The organism is Aerococcus sp. HMSC062A02 (assembly GCF_001809535.1).
GTDB lineage: Bacteria > Bacillota > Bacilli > Lactobacillales > Aerococcaceae > Aerococcus.
The window spans coordinates 1-16285 of sequence record NZ_KV797948.1; the positions used below are offsets into that span (position 1 = coordinate 1).

The 16285-nt window shown below is 47.1% G+C and carries 16 protein-coding genes and 1 riboswitch; of the genes, 10 read left to right on the forward strand and 6 right to left on the reverse strand.

All coding sequences use genetic code 11. The annotated features are described in order from the left end of the window. Window positions 1–47 precede the first annotated feature (47 nt). Complete coding sequence (locus tag HMPREF2626_RS09180) at window positions 48–653, reverse strand: GNAT family N-acetyltransferase (protein WP_070620440.1); 606 nt, start codon at window positions 651–653, stop codon at window positions 48–50. Window positions 654–785: 132 nt separating this feature from the next. Between HMPREF2626_RS09180 and HMPREF2626_RS09185 the strand changes: the two genes are divergently transcribed. The 4 genes from HMPREF2626_RS09185 (at window position 786) to HMPREF2626_RS09200 (ending at window position 4191) form a co-directional block, all read left to right on the forward strand. Then, on the forward strand, window positions 786–1307 hold the full coding sequence (locus HMPREF2626_RS09185; RefSeq protein ID WP_070620443.1) for an FUSC family protein: 522 nt from the start codon (window positions 786–788) through the stop codon (window positions 1305–1307). Window positions 1308–1319: 12 nt separating this feature from the next. Beyond that, window positions 1320–2633, forward strand: a complete 1314-nt coding sequence (locus HMPREF2626_RS09190; RefSeq protein ID WP_143236729.1) for a DUF1576 domain-containing protein — start codon at window positions 1320–1322, stop codon at window positions 2631–2633. Continuing rightward, complete coding sequence (locus tag HMPREF2626_RS09195; RefSeq protein ID WP_070620449.1) at window positions 2602–2949, forward strand: hypothetical protein; 348 nt, start codon at window positions 2602–2604, stop codon at window positions 2947–2949. Before HMPREF2626_RS09190 ends, HMPREF2626_RS09195 begins: the two co-directional genes overlap by 32 nt. A 225-nt stretch (window positions 2950–3174) precedes the next feature. Next, window positions 3175–4191, forward strand: a complete 1017-nt coding sequence (locus HMPREF2626_RS09200; RefSeq protein WP_070620452.1) for a PTS sugar transporter subunit IIC — start codon at window positions 3175–3177, stop codon at window positions 4189–4191. Between the two features lie 106 nt (window positions 4192–4297). Here the strand turns inward: HMPREF2626_RS09200 and glyA are convergent, their stop codons facing one another. After that, a complete protein-coding gene (glyA, locus tag HMPREF2626_RS09205) occupies window positions 4298–5518 on the reverse strand; it encodes a serine hydroxymethyltransferase (protein WP_070620455.1) in 1221 nt (406 codons plus the stop codon). Between the two features lie 246 nt (window positions 5519–5764). Between glyA and HMPREF2626_RS09210 the strand changes: the two genes are divergently transcribed. After that, a complete protein-coding gene (locus tag HMPREF2626_RS09210) occupies window positions 5765–6559 on the forward strand; it encodes a threonine/serine exporter family protein (RefSeq protein WP_070620458.1) in 795 nt (264 codons plus the stop codon). Continuing rightward, window positions 6556–7023 carry a threonine/serine exporter family protein gene (locus HMPREF2626_RS09215; protein WP_070620462.1) on the forward strand — a complete coding sequence of 156 codons (468 nt, stop codon included), beginning with the start codon at window positions 6556–6558 and terminating at the stop codon, window positions 7021–7023. The genes HMPREF2626_RS09210 and HMPREF2626_RS09215 overlap by 4 nt, the downstream gene beginning before the upstream one ends. A gap of 422 nt (window positions 7024–7445) precedes the next feature. On the opposite strand, the gene HMPREF2626_RS09220 is transcribed toward HMPREF2626_RS09215, so the two are convergent. Next, window positions 7446–8648: an amidohydrolase gene (locus tag HMPREF2626_RS09220; protein ID WP_070620465.1), complete on the reverse strand. Its 1203-nt coding sequence runs from the start codon at window positions 8646–8648 to the stop codon at window positions 7446–7448. 150 nt (window positions 8649–8798) lie between these two features. On the opposite strand from HMPREF2626_RS09220, the gene HMPREF2626_RS09225 reads away from it, so the two are divergent. After that, complete coding sequence (locus HMPREF2626_RS09225) at window positions 8799–9650, forward strand: immunity protein Imm33 domain-containing protein (protein ID WP_070620468.1); 852 nt, start codon at window positions 8799–8801, stop codon at window positions 9648–9650. A 458-nt stretch (window positions 9651–10108) separates the two neighbouring features. Here HMPREF2626_RS09225 and HMPREF2626_RS09230 read toward each other — a convergent pair whose 3' ends face one another. Next, window positions 10109–10333, reverse strand: coding sequence for a hypothetical protein (locus HMPREF2626_RS09230; protein ID WP_070620469.1), 225 nt, complete (start codon window positions 10331–10333; stop codon window positions 10109–10111). Window positions 10334–10342: 9 nt separating this feature from the next. Beyond that, window positions 10343–11821, reverse strand: coding sequence for an amidase family protein (locus HMPREF2626_RS09235; protein WP_070620472.1), 1479 nt, complete (start codon window positions 11819–11821; stop codon window positions 10343–10345). 169 nt (window positions 11822–11990) lie between these two features. Here HMPREF2626_RS09235 and HMPREF2626_RS09240 point away from each other — a divergent pair, with 169 nt between their 5' ends. After that, on the forward strand, window positions 11991–12368 hold the full coding sequence (locus tag HMPREF2626_RS09240; RefSeq protein ID WP_067973541.1) for an arsenic metallochaperone ArsD family protein: 378 nt from the start codon (window positions 11991–11993) through the stop codon (window positions 12366–12368). A gap of 24 nt (window positions 12369–12392) precedes the next feature. Continuing rightward, window positions 12393–13421, forward strand: a complete 1029-nt coding sequence (locus HMPREF2626_RS09245) for a branched-chain amino acid aminotransferase (RefSeq protein ID WP_070620475.1) — start codon at window positions 12393–12395, stop codon at window positions 13419–13421. Window positions 13422–14042: 621 nt separating this feature from the next. Here HMPREF2626_RS09245 and mgtE read toward each other — a convergent pair. After that, on the reverse strand, window positions 14043–15413 hold the full coding sequence (gene mgtE / locus HMPREF2626_RS09250; protein WP_070620478.1) for a magnesium transporter: 1371 nt from the start codon (window positions 15411–15413) through the stop codon (window positions 14043–14045). Window positions 15414–15535: 122 nt separating this feature from the next. After that, window positions 15536–15700, reverse strand: a riboswitch (M-box (ykoK) riboswitch). 161 nt (window positions 15701–15861) lie between these two features. Between mgtE and HMPREF2626_RS09255 the strand changes: the two genes are divergently transcribed. Next, a partial coding sequence (locus HMPREF2626_RS09255; protein WP_246818955.1) for a lyase family protein occupies window positions 15862–16285 on the forward strand: 424 nt, incomplete at its 3' end.

Here is a 16285-nt window from a genome sequence, read left to right on the forward strand (position 1 = left end):
TACTCCAAGCATCCAAAGCTAAACGCTCTTGCTCGCACCCTGTCTTTTTACACTCTTTTTTTCATGATATAGAAGCTGTTGAAGTTGGCGGCTTTGGTGAAGGGTTGGAAGAGGCGGGGGATGGTTTGGTGGTCGCTGGTTTCGAAGCCGTTTTGTTCGTAGAATTTTTTGCCGCGGGGGTTGCTGTTGACGACTTCTAGGATGACTTGTTGTTTGTGGTCGGCCTTGGCGGCTTGACTGGCTTTTTGGAGGAGTTGGCTACCGATGCCTTGGCCCCTGGCTTGGGAGTGGACGGCGAGGAGGTCAATGTGCCAGTCTCTTGCTTGGGCTTTACTTTGGCTGTGCTTGTAGATGTAGTAGCCTAGGCTGCGGATCAGGGAGGGGAAGAAGCCGAATTCTTGGCGGAAGCTCTGCCAGGGGATGGGGAGGAAGTTGGGTTGGTCCCGGCTTTCATAGGAGAGGATGCCTTGGATCTTGCCCTGGTCGCGTACGACGATTAATTGGTCTTCATTGAAGTGTTTAGCGATCAGGCGTTTGGCTTTGGCCTTGTCGCTGGTCATAATCCAAACATAGTGGATTTTGTCTTCGAAGGTATTGACAATGATATCGGCAACTTGTTCACGTTCACTTGGTGTTAGGGATGATTTTTCCAATGCGTCTCCTCCTATTTTCTTTTTCAAAATGCTTTTATTTAGATTTTCTTTAAATTTAGACTTGTTAATTACTAACTTGACCGCTATTATGTTACTTATAAAGTTTTTGTCAAGATGAAAGGAGCCCTTGGCATGGGACAGACAAGATTTCACTTAGGAATGCGCACTTTTAAGACAGGTCTCAGTTTCTTTTTAATCGCCTTGCTATATGATCTCTTTAGCACCCATTCCCCCCAGATTGCTGCCTTGTCTGCTGGATTTAGCCAGCGAACGGATTTCCAGTCGACCAATAAATATGGCCGCCACCGGATTTTTGGGAATTTTATTGGGGGCTTGATGGCCCTTCTCTGTGTTTCTTTGATGACCCTCTTCCCTAATTGGCAGATTTTTTCTTATCTCTTTCCTGCTTTGGGTGTTATGCTCACCATTATCTTAGGCAATGCTTTTAATTCCTCGCAAGCGATTGTAGGTTCCATTGCGATTTATACGATCGTCCTCTATTCCATTCCCGACCAGGAACGGATTCTCTATGTTTTCTGGCGCTTAGTGGATACCTTGGTGGGGGCGGCTGTTGCGCTCTTCGTCGAATGGGCCCTATCGCGAGAAAGGGTGGATGCGGTTAAAAGTTTTTTTGACAAAATAAGTAAAGCTTAAGGGGGGATCCATTTGTTAGGCACTGTACTCGAACATCTCGATGCCTATTTTTTAAAGAAGAATCTCATTTCTAGCAACTTTTTATACCTTTTGGCCCTATTTTTTATTGTTTGTGGTCTTTTAATCCAGCCCCTGCCTGAACTTTTGCAGGGCTACTGGCAGATTCTCATCGCGCCCTCGAATTTATTGACGGACTATTTTGCCGTCGGAGGCTACGGGGCGACCTTTGTTAATGCCGGGATCCTTATGTTACTGAATGCTTTTATGGTGAGCCGCCATGCCAAATGGATGACAGGACCACTTTTTGCGGCACTCTTTACTGTAACAGGTTTTGCTTTTTTTGGCAAAAATTTATTCAATACTATTCCCTTTATGATGGGGGCTTGGCTCTATACAAAATTTTTATCTATTCCTTTTAAAAAAGTCCTGCTGACAGCCCTCTTTTCAACGGCTTTGAGTCCTGTTGTGAGTCTGGTGAGTTTCGGTCAGGGCCTGCCCTTGGCTTGGGGAATTCCTCTGGGCTATGCTTTGGGTATTTTTGTTGGCTTTGTGGTGAGTCCCATTGCTTCTTCCTTCCTCCGCTTCCACCTGGGTTTTAACCTCTATAATTTAGGCTTTACCAGTGGGGTTTTGGCCATGGTGGTGGCTAGCGTCATGCGGTCCTTTAAGTTGGCTGTTGAGGTGGAGAATATTCAGGTGACGGTGAACTATGGGCCGGTCTTTGGCTTTGTTATCTTGCTCTGCCTCTTCCTAATCTTGATGGGCTGGAGTGCCAACCGCTTTTCGTTTAAGGGCTACCGAGCTTTGAACCACGAGGCAGGAACTTCTGTCACAGACTTTGTTCTCTTACATGGATCAGCTTTGACGCTAGTGAATGTTGGCATCCTGGGACTCCTAGCGATAGCTTATCTAATAGCCTTGGGTGGTGTACTCAACGGTCCAGTTATGGGAGGTATTTTGACGGTTATGGGTTTTGCCGCCTTTGGGAAACATCCTCGCAATGTGACGCCCGTGGTCTTGGGGATCTTCTTGATGCAGCACTTTATGCTGACCCACGATCCCGATATGACCTCAGCCATTCTAGCGGTGCTATTTGGAACCACCTTAGCTCCGATTGCAGGGCATTATGGGCCCTTAGCAGGCTTCTTAGCGGGCGCCTTACATGCGACCCTGGTGAATAATGTAGGGGGCGTCCATGCCGGTTTAAATTTATACAATAATGGTTTTTCAGGTGGCTTTGTTGCTGCAACAATGGCCCCTGTCTTAGAGACAATTGCAGAATGGAGGCGAGACCGTGCCGAACGCTCAAGAATTTCGGAAAGCTAAATTAATTGCAAGTGAGATGATGGATTATTTCTTCAACTACCGGGTCAAGGACCTTAGGGTTGAGATTACCTTTGAAGCGGAAGAGGTCGTTATTCACTTGACGGCTGCCATGCCTAAAGCACCAGCTGATATTGAGGAATTGATGGACCAGCTCCAAAAGCCTCGTCAATACGAGGTGGAAGAGTATTACGAAGACCTCTTAGGCATTCGCGAGGACCAAATAAATCCTGAAATTATTGCAGCAATGATTGATGAAGCAGCTTATTCTTTTGAGCCGAATTTCTTTCAATTAGAATTAATTCGTTATTTGTCCTAATAATTTCTTAAGAAATGGTAAGTTAATGCCGTCTTGTTAATATTTTTCCTGTCACAATTTTTTATATTTTTAAAACGCTTACAAATATGTTATACTAAAAATGTAAGAGCTAATAAGCTTACTACCTTATGGGGATGAGGGAGTGGTTTAAACAGCAGATTGTTATGTAGGGGTCTTCTACAGAAAGGAGTTCCCACTAGTCTGAGAGCTCGTGGGAGTTAAATTATGGATGTACTATTAGGTTTATTTTACTTAGCTTTGATCCTATCCTTCTTTACTCTATTTAGCTTTAAAGCACCTTATGGGGCAAAAACAATGAGTGCTCTAGCCGATGCAGCAGTTGCTAGTTTCTTGGTTGAAGCTGTTTATGGTGCCCTTTTTGGAACGATTTTGGATGTTCCTTTCTTAAATGGAATTGCTGAAGCCAATGGTTCTTTAGCCGGGGTAGCGGCTGCAGGGATGGTGCTTTTACGTCTAGGAGCAAGTCCTGTTAACTCTTTACTTATTGCCTTGTCCATGATGCAATTTGGCATCTTGCCCGGTTTTATTGCGGCCTATTTAATATCCTTCCTTGTGCGGTATATTCAAGAGAAAGTCAATGGGGGCTTGGATGTCTTTGTCATTGCGGCAACAGCCTTGCCGATTGCCTATGCCATTGCAGCCTTGATCGCACCGATTATTGACAGTGCCCTAGGTCAGATTGGGGCAATTATTGAAGCCGCTTCTCAATCCAGTCCACTTTTTATGGGGGCTGTTTTGGGCGCTGTCTTTACGGTAGTTTCAACGGCACCACTCAGCTCCATGGCCTTAACAGCTATGATGGGCCTGACTGGTAAAGCGATGGCTATCGCTGGCTTAGCGATCTTTTCTTCCGCAACGGCTAACTATCTACTCTTTAGTCGCTTGAAGATTGGTACGCGTGAGGAAAGTTTAAGTGTGGCTCTTGAGCCCTTAACTCAGGCCCACTTAGTAACGGCCAATCCCCTGCCAGTTTATGTGACGAGTACCCTCACCGGAGCTGTCTCTGGTATGTATGTTGCGATGACTGATTTAGTCAATAATACGCCAGGGACTGCTTCCATCATTCCTGGAATTCTAGCACCCCTAGCCGATAATCCAGCTCATAAAGTATTGTTTGCTGGGCTTATCTGTTTACTATGCGGGGCGGCTGTTGGTTTCTTCACAAGTTATATTTTCCGTAACCTGCGGGTTTACACAACGAATGACATTATTGAAGATTAAAAAGATAGTATTTTATTACATCTTTTGATAATAAAAAAACGGCACCGAAGCAATTTCTGATTAAGTTGCTTCGGTGCCGTTTTATTTAGTTAGATTAAGTGAATGCTTATTGAAGTGGGAAGTCCTTCACTAAGTCTTGAACTTCTTGCTTCACTTCTTCTTTCACCTTGTCGTCATTGATATTTTCAATGATGCGAACAATCCATTCAGCCACTTTAGCTGCTTCTTCTTCCTTGAAGCCGCGAGAAGTGATGGCAGGTGTCCCTAAACGAATACCAGATGCTTTAGTTGGGCTTAAAGTTTCGAATGGGATGGTATTCTTGTTTACAGTGATGCCAACTTCATCTAAAGCCGCTTCAACTTCTTGACCAGTTAGGTCGCGGTCGATTACCTTGAGTAAGATTAAGTGGTTGTCTGTCCCACCAGATACCATGTGGAGACCGCTCTCACTGAAGACTTTTTCCATTGCTTTAGCATTCTTAACGATTTGGTTTTGATAATCTTTGAAGGAATCGTCGAGAGCTTCACCGAAAGCAACGGCCTTAGCGGCGATAACGTGCTCTAATGGGCCCCCTTGCATGCCTGGGAAGACAGCAGAGTTTAATTTCTTGAAGAGGTCTTGGTTATTGGATAAGATAACTCCGCCACGTGGGCCACGCAGAGTCTTATGGGTTGTTGAGGTAACAACATCGGCATAAGGAACTGGGTTCTGGTGGAGGCCAACAGCTACTAAACCAGCGATATGGGCCATATCAACCATGAAGTAAGCATCAACAGCCTTAGCGATTTCGCCAATGCGTTTGAAGTCAATTTCACGGGCATAGGCAGAAGCCCCAGCTACGATTAATTTTGGTTTAACTTCTTTAGCAGTTTCTTCAAGTTTGTCGTAGTCGATACGTTCGGTTTCTTTGTCTACGCCATAGTCAGCGAAATCATAGAGTTTACCACTTGAGTTCACTTTAGAGCCGTGTGTTAAGTGGCCACCATCTGTCAAGTTCATGCCAAGTACCTTGTCACCTGGTTGTAAAAGGGCAGAATAAACAGCCATGTTAGCTTGAGCACCTGAGTGGGGTTGTACGTTGGCATATTCAGCGCCAAAAAGTTCTTTCAAGCGGTCAATGGCTAGGGTTTCGATTTCGTCGACAAACTCGCACCCACCATAGTAGCGACGGCCAGGATAGCCTTCAGCGTATTTGTTAGTGAGTACAGAACCTTGAGCTTCACGAACAGCTGGGGATACCCAGTTTTCACTCGCGATTAACTCAATCCCATTTTGCTGGCGTTCAAATTCCTTATCAATGTAATCAAATACAACATCTCTTGACATATGCTATACCTCCATAATTTTATTTTGACTTTTAACGTCAAAATTATAGTATCATTAAAATATGAATTTCACAAGTAAAATATGTAAGCCCTTTATATATAAATTTGATAATATTTATGAAAGATGTGATTGAAAGTATTTTAATGGGAGAAAAATCTTATTTTTTATATTTTATCTATAATATTAGAGGGTCAGTATGATAAAATAAAGGGTAATTATAATGTGATGGTGGAGGGAGTGACGGGAATGGCCGTAGATGAGAAGCAAGTACCTAAGAAATTACTCTTAGAGACGGCCCTGTTAGCTGGAAAGATTATGACGGAGAGTAACTCTGAAACCTACCGCGTGGAAGATACTATGGAGCGCATCTTAAGTTATTCGAACCTTTATTCAACCGTAGCAATATCCTATGCCACGGGGCTCTATGCGTCACTTGATGACCTGAATGAAGCGAATAATCGACTCGTGGGCATTAAACGGATCCAAACCAGGGGGAGTGTTCTTCACAAGGTCTCGAAGGTAAATACGGTCTCTAGGCAATTATCTAATGGGGAGATTACGCTGGCTGTAGCTTATCTAAAATTACTAAAGATCGATTCAGAAAGTAATCCTTATCCGATCCACATGCGTTTTATTGGCGTGATTGGTTTAGGAATGTGCTTTGCTATTCTCTTTGGAGGCGGTGTCGATGAGTTTATAGTAACGACTTTTGATGCGGTCTTCTTATCAGGGCTGATGTATATGACAGCTCGTTATGAGATTTCTAGCCCAGTCGAGAATGTTTTCTGTACCATGATGATCACGCTCTTTGCCTATGCTATGCAGGCATGGTACTTCCCTAATGTTTCTTTGGGGATTGTGATTGTTTCTACTCTGATGCCTTTGGTGCCAGGAACAGCGATTACTAATTCCTTGCGCGATATTTTCCATGAAGATTATCTAGCTGGTGGGGCTCGGGCGATGGAAGCTTTCTTTCAAGCTTTAATGATTGCATTGGGTTCTTTGATCGCCCTGATTATTATAGGGAGGATTAGAGGATGATTAATTTTATCTTGCAGATTATTGCGGCGTATTTTGTTGGCTATACCTGTTCTATCTGTGTGCAAACTCCGCCACGTCAAATTTATCGGGCCTCAGTGATTGCGGCGACAGGTTGGCTGGTTTATTTAATATGTTTGGATTTTTTGACTTTAGAAGTTGGAGGCGCCACCTATATTGCGAGTCTGGCGATTGCTGGAATGTCCCAATGGTTCTCTCGGCGTTATAACCAACCGGTTACGGTTTTCTTTATTCCAGGCTTCTATACCCTGGTGCCTGGGGGAGGGATGTATCGGACTGCCTTGTATCTCATCCAATCCGATTATTCGCGAGGTTTGAGTGAGCTGGCAACCACTATGTTTACGGCTTTGGCAATTGCTCTAGCAGTATTTACAGCAGATACGGTGATTGATATCCTGCGCCGACAGCGTGAATTTGAGAAGAAGATTCGAAATTGGCGTAAGTGATCCGTATCGAACATTGGCTTTTTCTGGCTGGTACTCTTTTTGGATTTGGATGCATGGTGGTGCAGGGGTCCTGCCCTAGTGATAGATCGTTTAATGTACAAAAAACTCCGCTAGCTTGGATTAGTTGACTAATCCTCTAGCGGAGTTTTTCTTTGGTTGTTGAAGGGGGTAACAGCCTATGTAGTTGGGCTCGCAAGAGCAGTTTCGGAGTGCTTTCGCAAGTTGGAAACGTGCAAGCAGGGCTTGCCCTTATTCTAACTTACTCCAAGCATCCAAAGCTAAGCGCTCTTGCTCACACCCTAGTCGGGTTCGCAAAGGCAGAAAGGGAGTGACTTCATCCAATCGGAACGATCGGCTAGAGCCGCTCTTTTCCGTTTGGGCTCCAGTCATTCAAGTCTGAACGCAACTGCTCACACCCTTTCTTACTCTACGCCGTTGTTTTCTACGTATTCGCCGATGAAGGCGGCAACGGATTTGGCTGCAATGAGCATGGCGTCTTCGTCCATGACGAATTTTGGATGGTGGTGTGGGTAGGCTTCGCCATCTTTTGGTGCGGCGCCGACCCAGAGGTAGAGGCCTGGGACTTCTTGGAGGAAGTAGGCGATGTCATCCGATGGTGGTTGAGGTTGTTCGGTGTCCACCCCTTTTGTGAGTTGTTCGAATGGGTGGTCCTTGATTGCTTTGACAGCGAATTCAGTGACTTTTGGATCGTTGTAAGCGACTGGGTAGTCGTTTTCGTAGTGAAGGTCGTAAGTGATGCCAAAGGAGTTCTTGAGGCCTTCAAGTTTGGCTTTGACTTCATGCTCGATGATGTCACGGACTTCTTGTGACATGGCACGCACGTCCCCACCTAGTGTCACTTCGCCTTGGATGGCGTTGTTGGCACCTGCTGCGTCGAAGTTACCGATGGTGATCGACCCGACATCGAATGGGTTCAAGCGGCGGCTAACCACACTTTGGATTTCAGTGACGAAGTAAGAAGCGGCGACAATGGTGTCGTTGGCTTGGTGAGGGGATGAGGCATGGCCACCCTTACCGTGGATCTTCACCTTGAAGTTAGACCGGCCAGTGTGGGCATTACCTTCATGGTAGAAGACGCCTCCAGTTGGCATATTTGTCATTACGTGGAGGGCAATGATATTATCAACTCCGTCTAAGGCACCGTTTTCAATCATTGATTTAGCGCCACCTGGTGCAACTTCTTCCGCATTTTGGTGGATGATGACGAATTTACCGCTGAGCTGGTCCTTCATCTCAATTAAGGTTTGAGCGAGAACCATCAGATAGGCAGTATGGGCATCATGGCCGCAAGCGTGCATGGCACCTTCTTTTTTAGACGAGAAGTCGAGGCCAGTGTCTTCTGTTATGGGCAGGGCATCGAAGTCGGCGCGGAGGGCAAGTGTTTTACCTTCTTTGCCTGTATCGATGGTAACCACCAGACCATAACCATTACCGACATTCGTCCGCACATCACAATCGAGGTCCTTATAGAAATCGGCAATATATTGGGCCGTTTCCTTTTCTTCAAATGATACTTCTGGATTCTCATGGAAGTGACGACGAATTTCGATCATTTGATCTTCTTTCTCATCTAAACGCTTGTACAGCTCATCAACGAGACTCATAATACATTCCTCCTTATTAATATTTCTCTAACAAATTAATTATACGCTAATAATCCCAAAAAGGAAAATGAATCCCTTTTGCCTCATCTGTTGCCTGGTAAAATTTTATGTTAAAATGATTAAAAGCCTTTCAGTGATAGGAGATTGAAGATGAAGCAATGGATTCCAAATGGTGGTCAGTGTGCCGCATCGCGTACCCTCTTGAAGAAGCAGGGAGCTTTGTTATGGGCTTGGCGCGAGGCAGGGCGTTTCGACGGGGACAGTGGTTGGCGCTTTTTGTCTGAGCGGGATAACCAAGTGAGCCTGATGGATGAGAAGAGTATGGTTTATGTGGACATCAACCGGGTGGCCCAGATCGAACCAGCTATCTCTGGCATCTACCATTATCCACAAGGGGCGGATTTTCAATTTTCAGCTTACTATGGCAAGCACTTTGTCTACAATGATACATTGGAAAAGGTCGAAATGGTCACTAGTCAGGTGGACTTGCCCTTCAAGGATCCGAATTTCCGCCAACATTTTCCTGACTTTGTCCACGCCCATGAGCGACGGATTCGCGAGGAATTTGCCCTTTCAGAAGAAGAGATCAGCCAGCTCTCTGGTCTGCAAAAGGAAGTCGACCACCTGATTAATGTGCTCATGGGAACACGAACGGATGCACCCAAGACCCTAGAGATCTATATCTTAGTGGGCATTCTTTTGGGTTATTTCATGGAGAGACAGCTTGCTAGCCCCCTGCCAAGTGATAAGGTCCAACACGTTATTGCTACAGTGATTTACCGCCGCTTTGACCTGGCCATGGCTCAGATCAAAGACTACCTGCTTGCCTACCAGGAAGCAGAGAGCCAGGAAGATCGGATGTCCGAGCGGCAGATTCTTCGTTATGGGCGCTTGGTCTATGATTGGATGGCAGCTAAGGAATTGGAGAGCGCCAATAAGGAATATAATGCCCTGGTCAACCACCATTACAAGGCCCAATTAAAAAAACAGAAGCACCTTTAAAAAGGCAAGGCTTTCTCAGATTCTAAGTGTGAGAAATGGCCTGGCCTTTTTGTTTTGGGGCTTTCACAATGAAAAGAAGGTGTATCTGTATTAGATGGTGCTCGAAGCTTTCTATTTGTGCTCAGAGACCCTGGATGCAAATAGCTATTTTCTAGTTGTGTTCGAAGCTGCTACATGCAAATAGCCGCTTTCTAATTGTACTCAGAATTCCTGGATGCAGATTGTCACTTTCTATTTGCACTCAAAGTCCTTGAAGGCAAGATAGCGACTTCAATTTGCAGAGAGAGCTGTCAAAAGCAAATTGGTGGCCGGCAAGTCCCTCATCCTCTCACACCTTTCTAGTCGGGTTCGCAGAGGCAGAAAGGAAGTGACTTCAGCAAATGGGAACGATCGGCTAAAGCCGCTCTTATCCCTTTTGCCTCCAGTCATTCCTTTCTGAACACCTCTGCTCACACCCTTTAGATCATTCCAGCGTCGTAGTCGTCTTCGAAGGCTTGCATTTCTTCTTGGGAGACGTGGTCGAGGCTGTGGATGGCTAGGGTTTCGTTGAAGTCTTCCCGGGCGAGGGGGTTGCTGGCGGACCAGGTGTCGGCTTGGCCGAAGCTGTCGTCGTCCCAGGCTTCGTCGAGGACCAGCATTTGCTGGCGCCATTTTTTATAGATTTCGAATTGTTGGTCGTGCATAAGTACCTCCTAAATAAGATCAGGGTAGTAGTGGAAGCGGTCTTCTCTTTCTAAGTAGGCAGATAGGCCGATCAAGAGGGCTTCTTCGCCCTTGTTAGCGATCAGTTGGACCCCTAAAGGTAGGCCGTTTTGGCAGGTATGGAGGGGGAGACTGATGGCGGGTTGGCCGGTTAGATTATAAATCATAGCGAATGGCGAGGCAAGTAAGCCCTTCTTGAAGACTTGGTAAACAAGTTCAGCCAAGTCGGAAGTGGGGAGCTCTTCTGAACGCAACATGGCCTCGTAGTCACTTTGACTATAGAGTTTATCGTCGACGCGGGGGGCAGCTTGGGCGGTACTTGGTTGGATCAGGATGTCATAGGTCTGGTGGAAGTCGTCCATGATTTCAGCTGCCTGGTCCCAGGTGTCAAAAATTTGGCTGTAGCGGTAGGCGGGGATGGTCTTGCCGTACTGGGCCATGGTCCAGGTTTGGATTTCGACATCTTCGCGTTTAATCTTGCGCTGGACTTGTTGTTCGATGCCTAGGAAGCTGGCTGCCATTTCTGCCCCGTTCATTTCATAATAGCCGCGAACAAGTTCTTGACCATTAATCTTAGGGTCGGCAGCTTCGACCTGGAAGCCTTGGTCGCGAAGGAAGCGGACGGTATTTTCAACGGCTTGGATAGCCTCGTCAGAAACCTCTGTACCGGCTGGAGACTTGGTCGAATAGGCGATGCGCAGGTTTTTGACGGATCGAATGGCATGGTCGATGTGGGCCTTAGGGATAGGCAGGGTTTGGAAGGGCATGGGTTTGAGATTGCTCTGGAGGGCCAGGAGCAGTTGGGCGGTATCGCGGATGGACTTGGTCATCATGAAGCCAACCGGTGCCCCGCCCCAGCTCCGCCACTTGCGCGGTCCTGTGGCTGTTCGCACTCGGGTCGGCTTGAGGCCTACCAGTCCAGAGAAGGAAGCTGGAATTCGAATGGAGCCTCCGCCATCCGAAGCTGTCGCTACAGGCACGATCCCTGCTTGAACGGCAGCTGCTGCGCCACCGCTTGACCCTCCGGAGTTATAGTCAGGATCGACTGGATTGTGGACGGGCCCGTAGTAGTCGGAATCACTGATGAATTTCAGGCCGAATTCAGGGACATTGGACTGGCCAATAGGAATGAGCCCGGTTGCCATGACAGACTGAGAGAAGTTGCTGGTTACGGGAGCAATTTGATCCTTGAGCAGGCGGGCCCCAGAAGTCGCTGGCATCCCCTTAATATTGTGGCCTAAGTCTTTCATGAGGGTAGGGAGACCGGCGAAGAGGCTTTGGCTGTGGTCTTCTTGGGCCAGGTCTTGGGCATAGTCCTCAAAGAGCCGGGTGACCGCATTGAGCTTGGGGTTAATGGCCTTGGCCCTGTCGATCGCCTGGCTGACCAGGTCCTGGCTGCTAGTTTGTCCCTGGCGGATTTGACCAGCTAGGGCCGTTGCATCATCGCTATAACTTTTGAAATAGTCCATGGAATCTTCCTTTCTGCAGGCATCAGTTTTAGGCCTATTATAACAAAGTTTTTACGAACTTTAGAGGCTGACTTTTCCTATCTGAATGATAAAATAATGAGACTGCCCTTGTCATAGCTCTCATCTTTGGTGTATAATAATTAGAAAACACAAAAAAAGAGGTGTGAAAATGAAAAAAGTGCAATTATTCCAACCATTGGGGGAATCATTGGGCTGTTGCGGGGGCTCCGAAGAATGTTCATTGACAGACAATTCAATCATTAATACAGAAGCCAATGTCAAAGAACTGAATCGGGTGGAAGCTTTCTTTAATGCGCTCAAGAATGAAGAGGGTTATTTTGTCACTATCCACGACCCAGCCAGCGATGGTTTTATGTTCACCCATACAGAGGTTGTCATGCGTAAGCTCAAGGCATATGGAGAGGAAATCCTTCCCATTATTTTGATTGACGACCAGGTTGTAAGTGTTGCGGAATTTCCGAGCAACCAGGCCTTAGCGGATATGGTTGGACTCACTCACACCCAAGCTGTAGAATATATGTGTTAGTAAGATTATGAAGGAGGACCACTAATGACAGTAGATATCGATTGGAAAAACCTAGGTTTCAGTTATATGAACTTGCCTTATCGTTGGCGGGCATACTACAAGGATGGGGAATGGTATAAGCAAGGTCTGGAGACAGACAACCAGCTCCACATTTCTGAAGGCTCCCCTGCCTTACACTATGGCCAACAAGCCTTTGAAGGAATGAAGGCTTATCGGACCAAGGAAGGCAAGGTCCAACTCTTCCGTCCCGACCAAAATGCTAAGCGTTTCCAAGTGTCGGCTGAACGGATGATGATGCCTAAAGTTCCCGTTGAAGACTTTGTTCATGCGGTGAAAGAAGCGGTTAAGGCCAATATTGACTATGTCCCTCCTTATGAAAGTGGAGCAACCCTCTATATCCGTCCCCTTTTAATCGGGGTTGGCGATAATATTGGGGTTCATCCAGCAACGGAATACATCTTCACGGTCTTCGTGATGCCAGTCGGTCCTTACTTCAAGGGTGGCCTTGCCCCTCAACACTTCGTCACTTCAGAATACGACCGGGCAGCGCCTATGGGAACCGGCGGCGTGAAAGTTGGCGGGAACTATGCTTCCAGCTTGCAACCAGGGGCCAGCGCCCATGATGAAGACTATGCTGATGTGATCTACCTGGATCCGAAGACCCACACCAAGATTGAAGAAATTGGCTCTTCTAACTTCTACGGGATCGAACGTGGCACCCATAAGTTTGTCACACCAAAATCACCTTCTATCTTGCCTTCTATTACTAAGTACTCCCTGCTCCACTTAGCAGAAGAACGCTTGGGCTTAGAAGTGGAACAAGGGGATTGCTACATCGATGACTTGGACCGCTTTGAAGAAGCCGGTGCCATGGGGACAGCAGCCATCATTACTCCAATCGGCTCCATCACCCATAAAGGCCACCGCCACAACTTCGGAACAGGCCAAGAAGTCGGTGAAATCACGGAAAAACTTTACCATGAATTACTGGGCATTCAATTTGGTGACATTGAAGCACCTGAGGGTTGGATTGTCCCAGTCGAAGCTGACTAATCCTCTCCTAGCGGTCGCCATTCTCTATTGATCAATATGCTACAAAGACGATACGCTAGCGAAAAAGCACTTCCAAACTCCCCTCTTGAAGGGGGAACTGGAAGTGCTTTTTTTCTTGTATATTTATTGTCTAATGAGCTCGGTTCATAACCCGCACTTAGAGGGTTTGCTCGGGTGTTGTATCTTTTTAAGGATAAAATTCAAAAGCGGAACGGATGCTCACTAGCACCATTTATAGTCCGTTCTTGCTCACACCCTTCTAGTCGGGCTCGCAAGAGCAGCTTTGGAGTGCTTTCGCAAGTCGGGAACGTGCAAGCGTGGCTTGCCCTTATCCCGACTTACTCCAAGCATCCAAAGCTAAGCGCTCTTGCTCACACCCTTCTAGTCGGGCTCGGTCGCGCAGAAGTGGCTCCTCTTCACAAAATCCCTTCGAAGTCTTGCAGACTTCTTCGGTTTTTTGCTCCAGAGGTCCACTTCTACCCGCACTCCCTCACACCCTTCTTAGTCGAGTTCGACTTGGCAGACTCGGAGTGATTTCACAAGTCAGAAACGAGCGAATGCTTCGCTCTTATTCTGACTTGCCCAATCATCCGAGTCTAAACGCCAAGTCTCACACCCTTTTTACAACAAATGCATTAGATATGTGGCGAGGCTGAAGTAGATTAAGAGGCCGGTTGCGTCGGTGATGGTGGTGATGAAGGGACCGGAGGCGACGGCGGGGTCGATGTGGATTTTGCTGAAGAGGGTTGGGACGAGGTAGCCGATGACTGTCGATACGGACAGGGTAGCGGCTAGGGAAATCCCGATGATGAAGGAGAGGACCGGATTGCCAAAGAGGAAGTAGGCCACACCACAGATGGTGATGCCAGCTGCTAGGCCGATAATGATCCCGGATATTAATTCTTTCCATACTAGGACCCAGAAGCTTTCGGTGTTGTCGCCTAAGGTTAGCCGGCGGACAGAGACAGCTAGGGACTGGGTGCCTACATTACCGGCCGAGTCCATAATAATAGGCATGAAGACAGCTAGGATGACCACGCGTGACAGGGTCGCTTCGAACATATTGATCAGGTTGGCTGAAACTAGGCCGAGGAAGATCAGGATAATGATCCAGGGTAGGCGGTTCTTAACCGTTTCGAAGATGCTTTCGCGATCACTTTCATTATCTGGCGACCCACTGATCCCAGCGAAACGGTGGAAGTCTTCGGTGGTTTCGATATCCATAACATCCATCACATCGTCGACGGTCACGATCCCGACCAACTTGCCTTGCCCGTCTACGACAGGGAGGGCAAGTAAGTCGTATTCTTTGATAATACGGGCCACTTCTTCCTGGTCCATGCCAATATCAGCTTGGACTAATTGGCTATTCATAATATCTTGGACAGGACAGTCCTCTGGGGCACACAGGAGTTCGCGTAGGGAGAGGACACCGAGCAAGTGGCGGGCTTCATCTACTACATAAACATAGTAGATGGTTTCGACGGCGGAAGCTGCTTGGCGAATGCCCGTAATCACTTGGTCGGCATTATCCTGGGCGTAGACCGTGAGCACCTCGGTTGTCATGATAGCCCCGGCTGTTTCGAAATCATGTTCTAGGATGGTTTCGATCGTTTCTCGGTCGTTGGGCCGCATACTTTCCAGGACATGTTGCCGGTCTTCTTGAGGCAGTTCATGGATGAAGGCGGTGACCTCGTCGTCAGCCACATAGGTGAAGACCTCGGTCATATAGTCAGCAGGCAGGTCCTCAATAGCTTGCCGGCGCCCCTTGTAGTCCAAATGTTCAAAGAGTTCAGCGAATTCATCAGCTTGGAGGAGGTCGACAATTTTATTCTTTTTTTCAGGGTAGAGCTTGTGGAAGACAGCGACCTGGTCTTTCTCATGGAGCTTCAAGAAGAGGTCGCGGAAGTCGTCGCGCCGGTTGTCTTGGATGCTCTTATAGATAGCTTGGTAGTAGTCTTTCCGGTTGAGTCGGTTCAATTTAATGGCCATAATAATCACCTTTCCACACCTTTGGGAAGGTCACCGCACAGAGGGCTAAGGGTTTGGAGATTGCTTCAGATTAAAAAAACGCTCAACAAGAGCGTGAGCGTGAATCGTCCAGGAGTAGTCGGCAAACACCTCATCGCATAGTTTTAGCACTTATTAGCATAGGAGTAGCTCCAGCCACATTAGAAAATCCCTTAATTCGAGAATTTCTGCTGACCCGTTGGCATCTTTGGATGTTTCTGGGCAGTGGCGTCTCTCTAATACAGTAACCTCACCTAACAAGGTTTATTCTTATTTCTACCCTAGCATAGCAGAGACCAGCTAAAGATTCAAGCCCTCTTCAAAAAATACCTTAGGCCCGTCTAAATAGCTTGCCTTACAAATTCCTCGCAAAGCTTAAAATAAATCATGCTATAATAACAGTGAAATCCATAAAAAGAGGAGTAGTCACATGATTCCACGCTATACCCGTCCCGAAATGGCCCAAGTCTGGTCCGATGATAACCGCTACAAGTGCTGGCTAGAGGTTGAGATCCTCGCTGCCGAAGCCTGGGCAGAGCTGGGTGAAATTCCCCAAGAAGATGCCCAAAAGATCCGCGAAAAAGCAAGCTTCGATGTCCACCGCATCCAAGAGATCGAAGCGGAGACCCGCCACGATGTCGTGGCCTTCACTCGCTGTGTTTCTGAGTCTTTAGGCGAAGAGCGCAAGTGGGTCCACTATGGCCTGACTTCGACTGACGTGGTCGATACCGCTCAAGGCTACCAGCTTAAGCAGGCCAATGACATTATCCGTCAAGACCTGGCCTGGTTCCTAGAAATTTTGAAAGAGAAAGCCCAAAAATACAAGCACACGGTCTGCATGGGCCGGACCCATG

Bases quoted from the DNA above. Each gene is read 5' to 3' on its own strand.
- HMPREF2626_RS09225 (WP_070620468.1), top strand. From the start codon at position 8,799: ATGAAGCAATGGATTCCAAATGGTGGTCAGTGTGCCGCATCGCGTACC.
- HMPREF2626_RS09245 (WP_070620475.1), top strand. From the start codon at position 12,393: ATGACAGTAGATATCGATTGGAAAAACCTAGGTTTCAGTTATATGAAC.
- HMPREF2626_RS09210 (WP_070620458.1), top strand. From the start codon at position 5,765: ATGGCCGTAGATGAGAAGCAAGTACCTAAGAAATTACTCTTAGAGACG.
- HMPREF2626_RS09200 (WP_070620452.1), top strand. From the start codon at position 3,175: ATGGATGTACTATTAGGTTTATTTTACTTAGCTTTGATCCTATCCTTC.
- HMPREF2626_RS09215 (WP_070620462.1), top strand. From the start codon at position 6,556: ATGATTAATTTTATCTTGCAGATTATTGCGGCGTATTTTGTTGGCTAT.
- HMPREF2626_RS09240 (WP_067973541.1), top strand. From the start codon at position 11,991: ATGAAAAAAGTGCAATTATTCCAACCATTGGGGGAATCATTGGGCTGT.
- HMPREF2626_RS09230 (WP_070620469.1), bottom strand. From the start codon at position 10,333: ATGCACGACCAACAATTCGAAATCTATAAAAAATGGCGCCAGCAAATG.
- HMPREF2626_RS09235 (WP_070620472.1), bottom strand. From the start codon at position 11,821: ATGGACTATTTCAAAAGTTATAGCGATGATGCAACGGCCCTAGCTGGT.
- HMPREF2626_RS09220 (WP_070620465.1), bottom strand. From the start codon at position 8,648: ATGAGTCTCGTTGATGAGCTGTACAAGCGTTTAGATGAGAAAGAAGAT.
- glyA (WP_070620455.1), bottom strand. From the start codon at position 5,518: ATGTCAAGAGATGTTGTATTTGATTACATTGATAAGGAATTTGAACGC.
- HMPREF2626_RS09185 (WP_070620443.1), top strand. From the start codon at position 786: ATGGGACAGACAAGATTTCACTTAGGAATGCGCACTTTTAAGACAGGT.
- mgtE (WP_070620478.1), bottom strand. From the start codon at position 15,413: ATGGCCATTAAATTGAACCGACTCAACCGGAAAGACTACTACCAAGCT.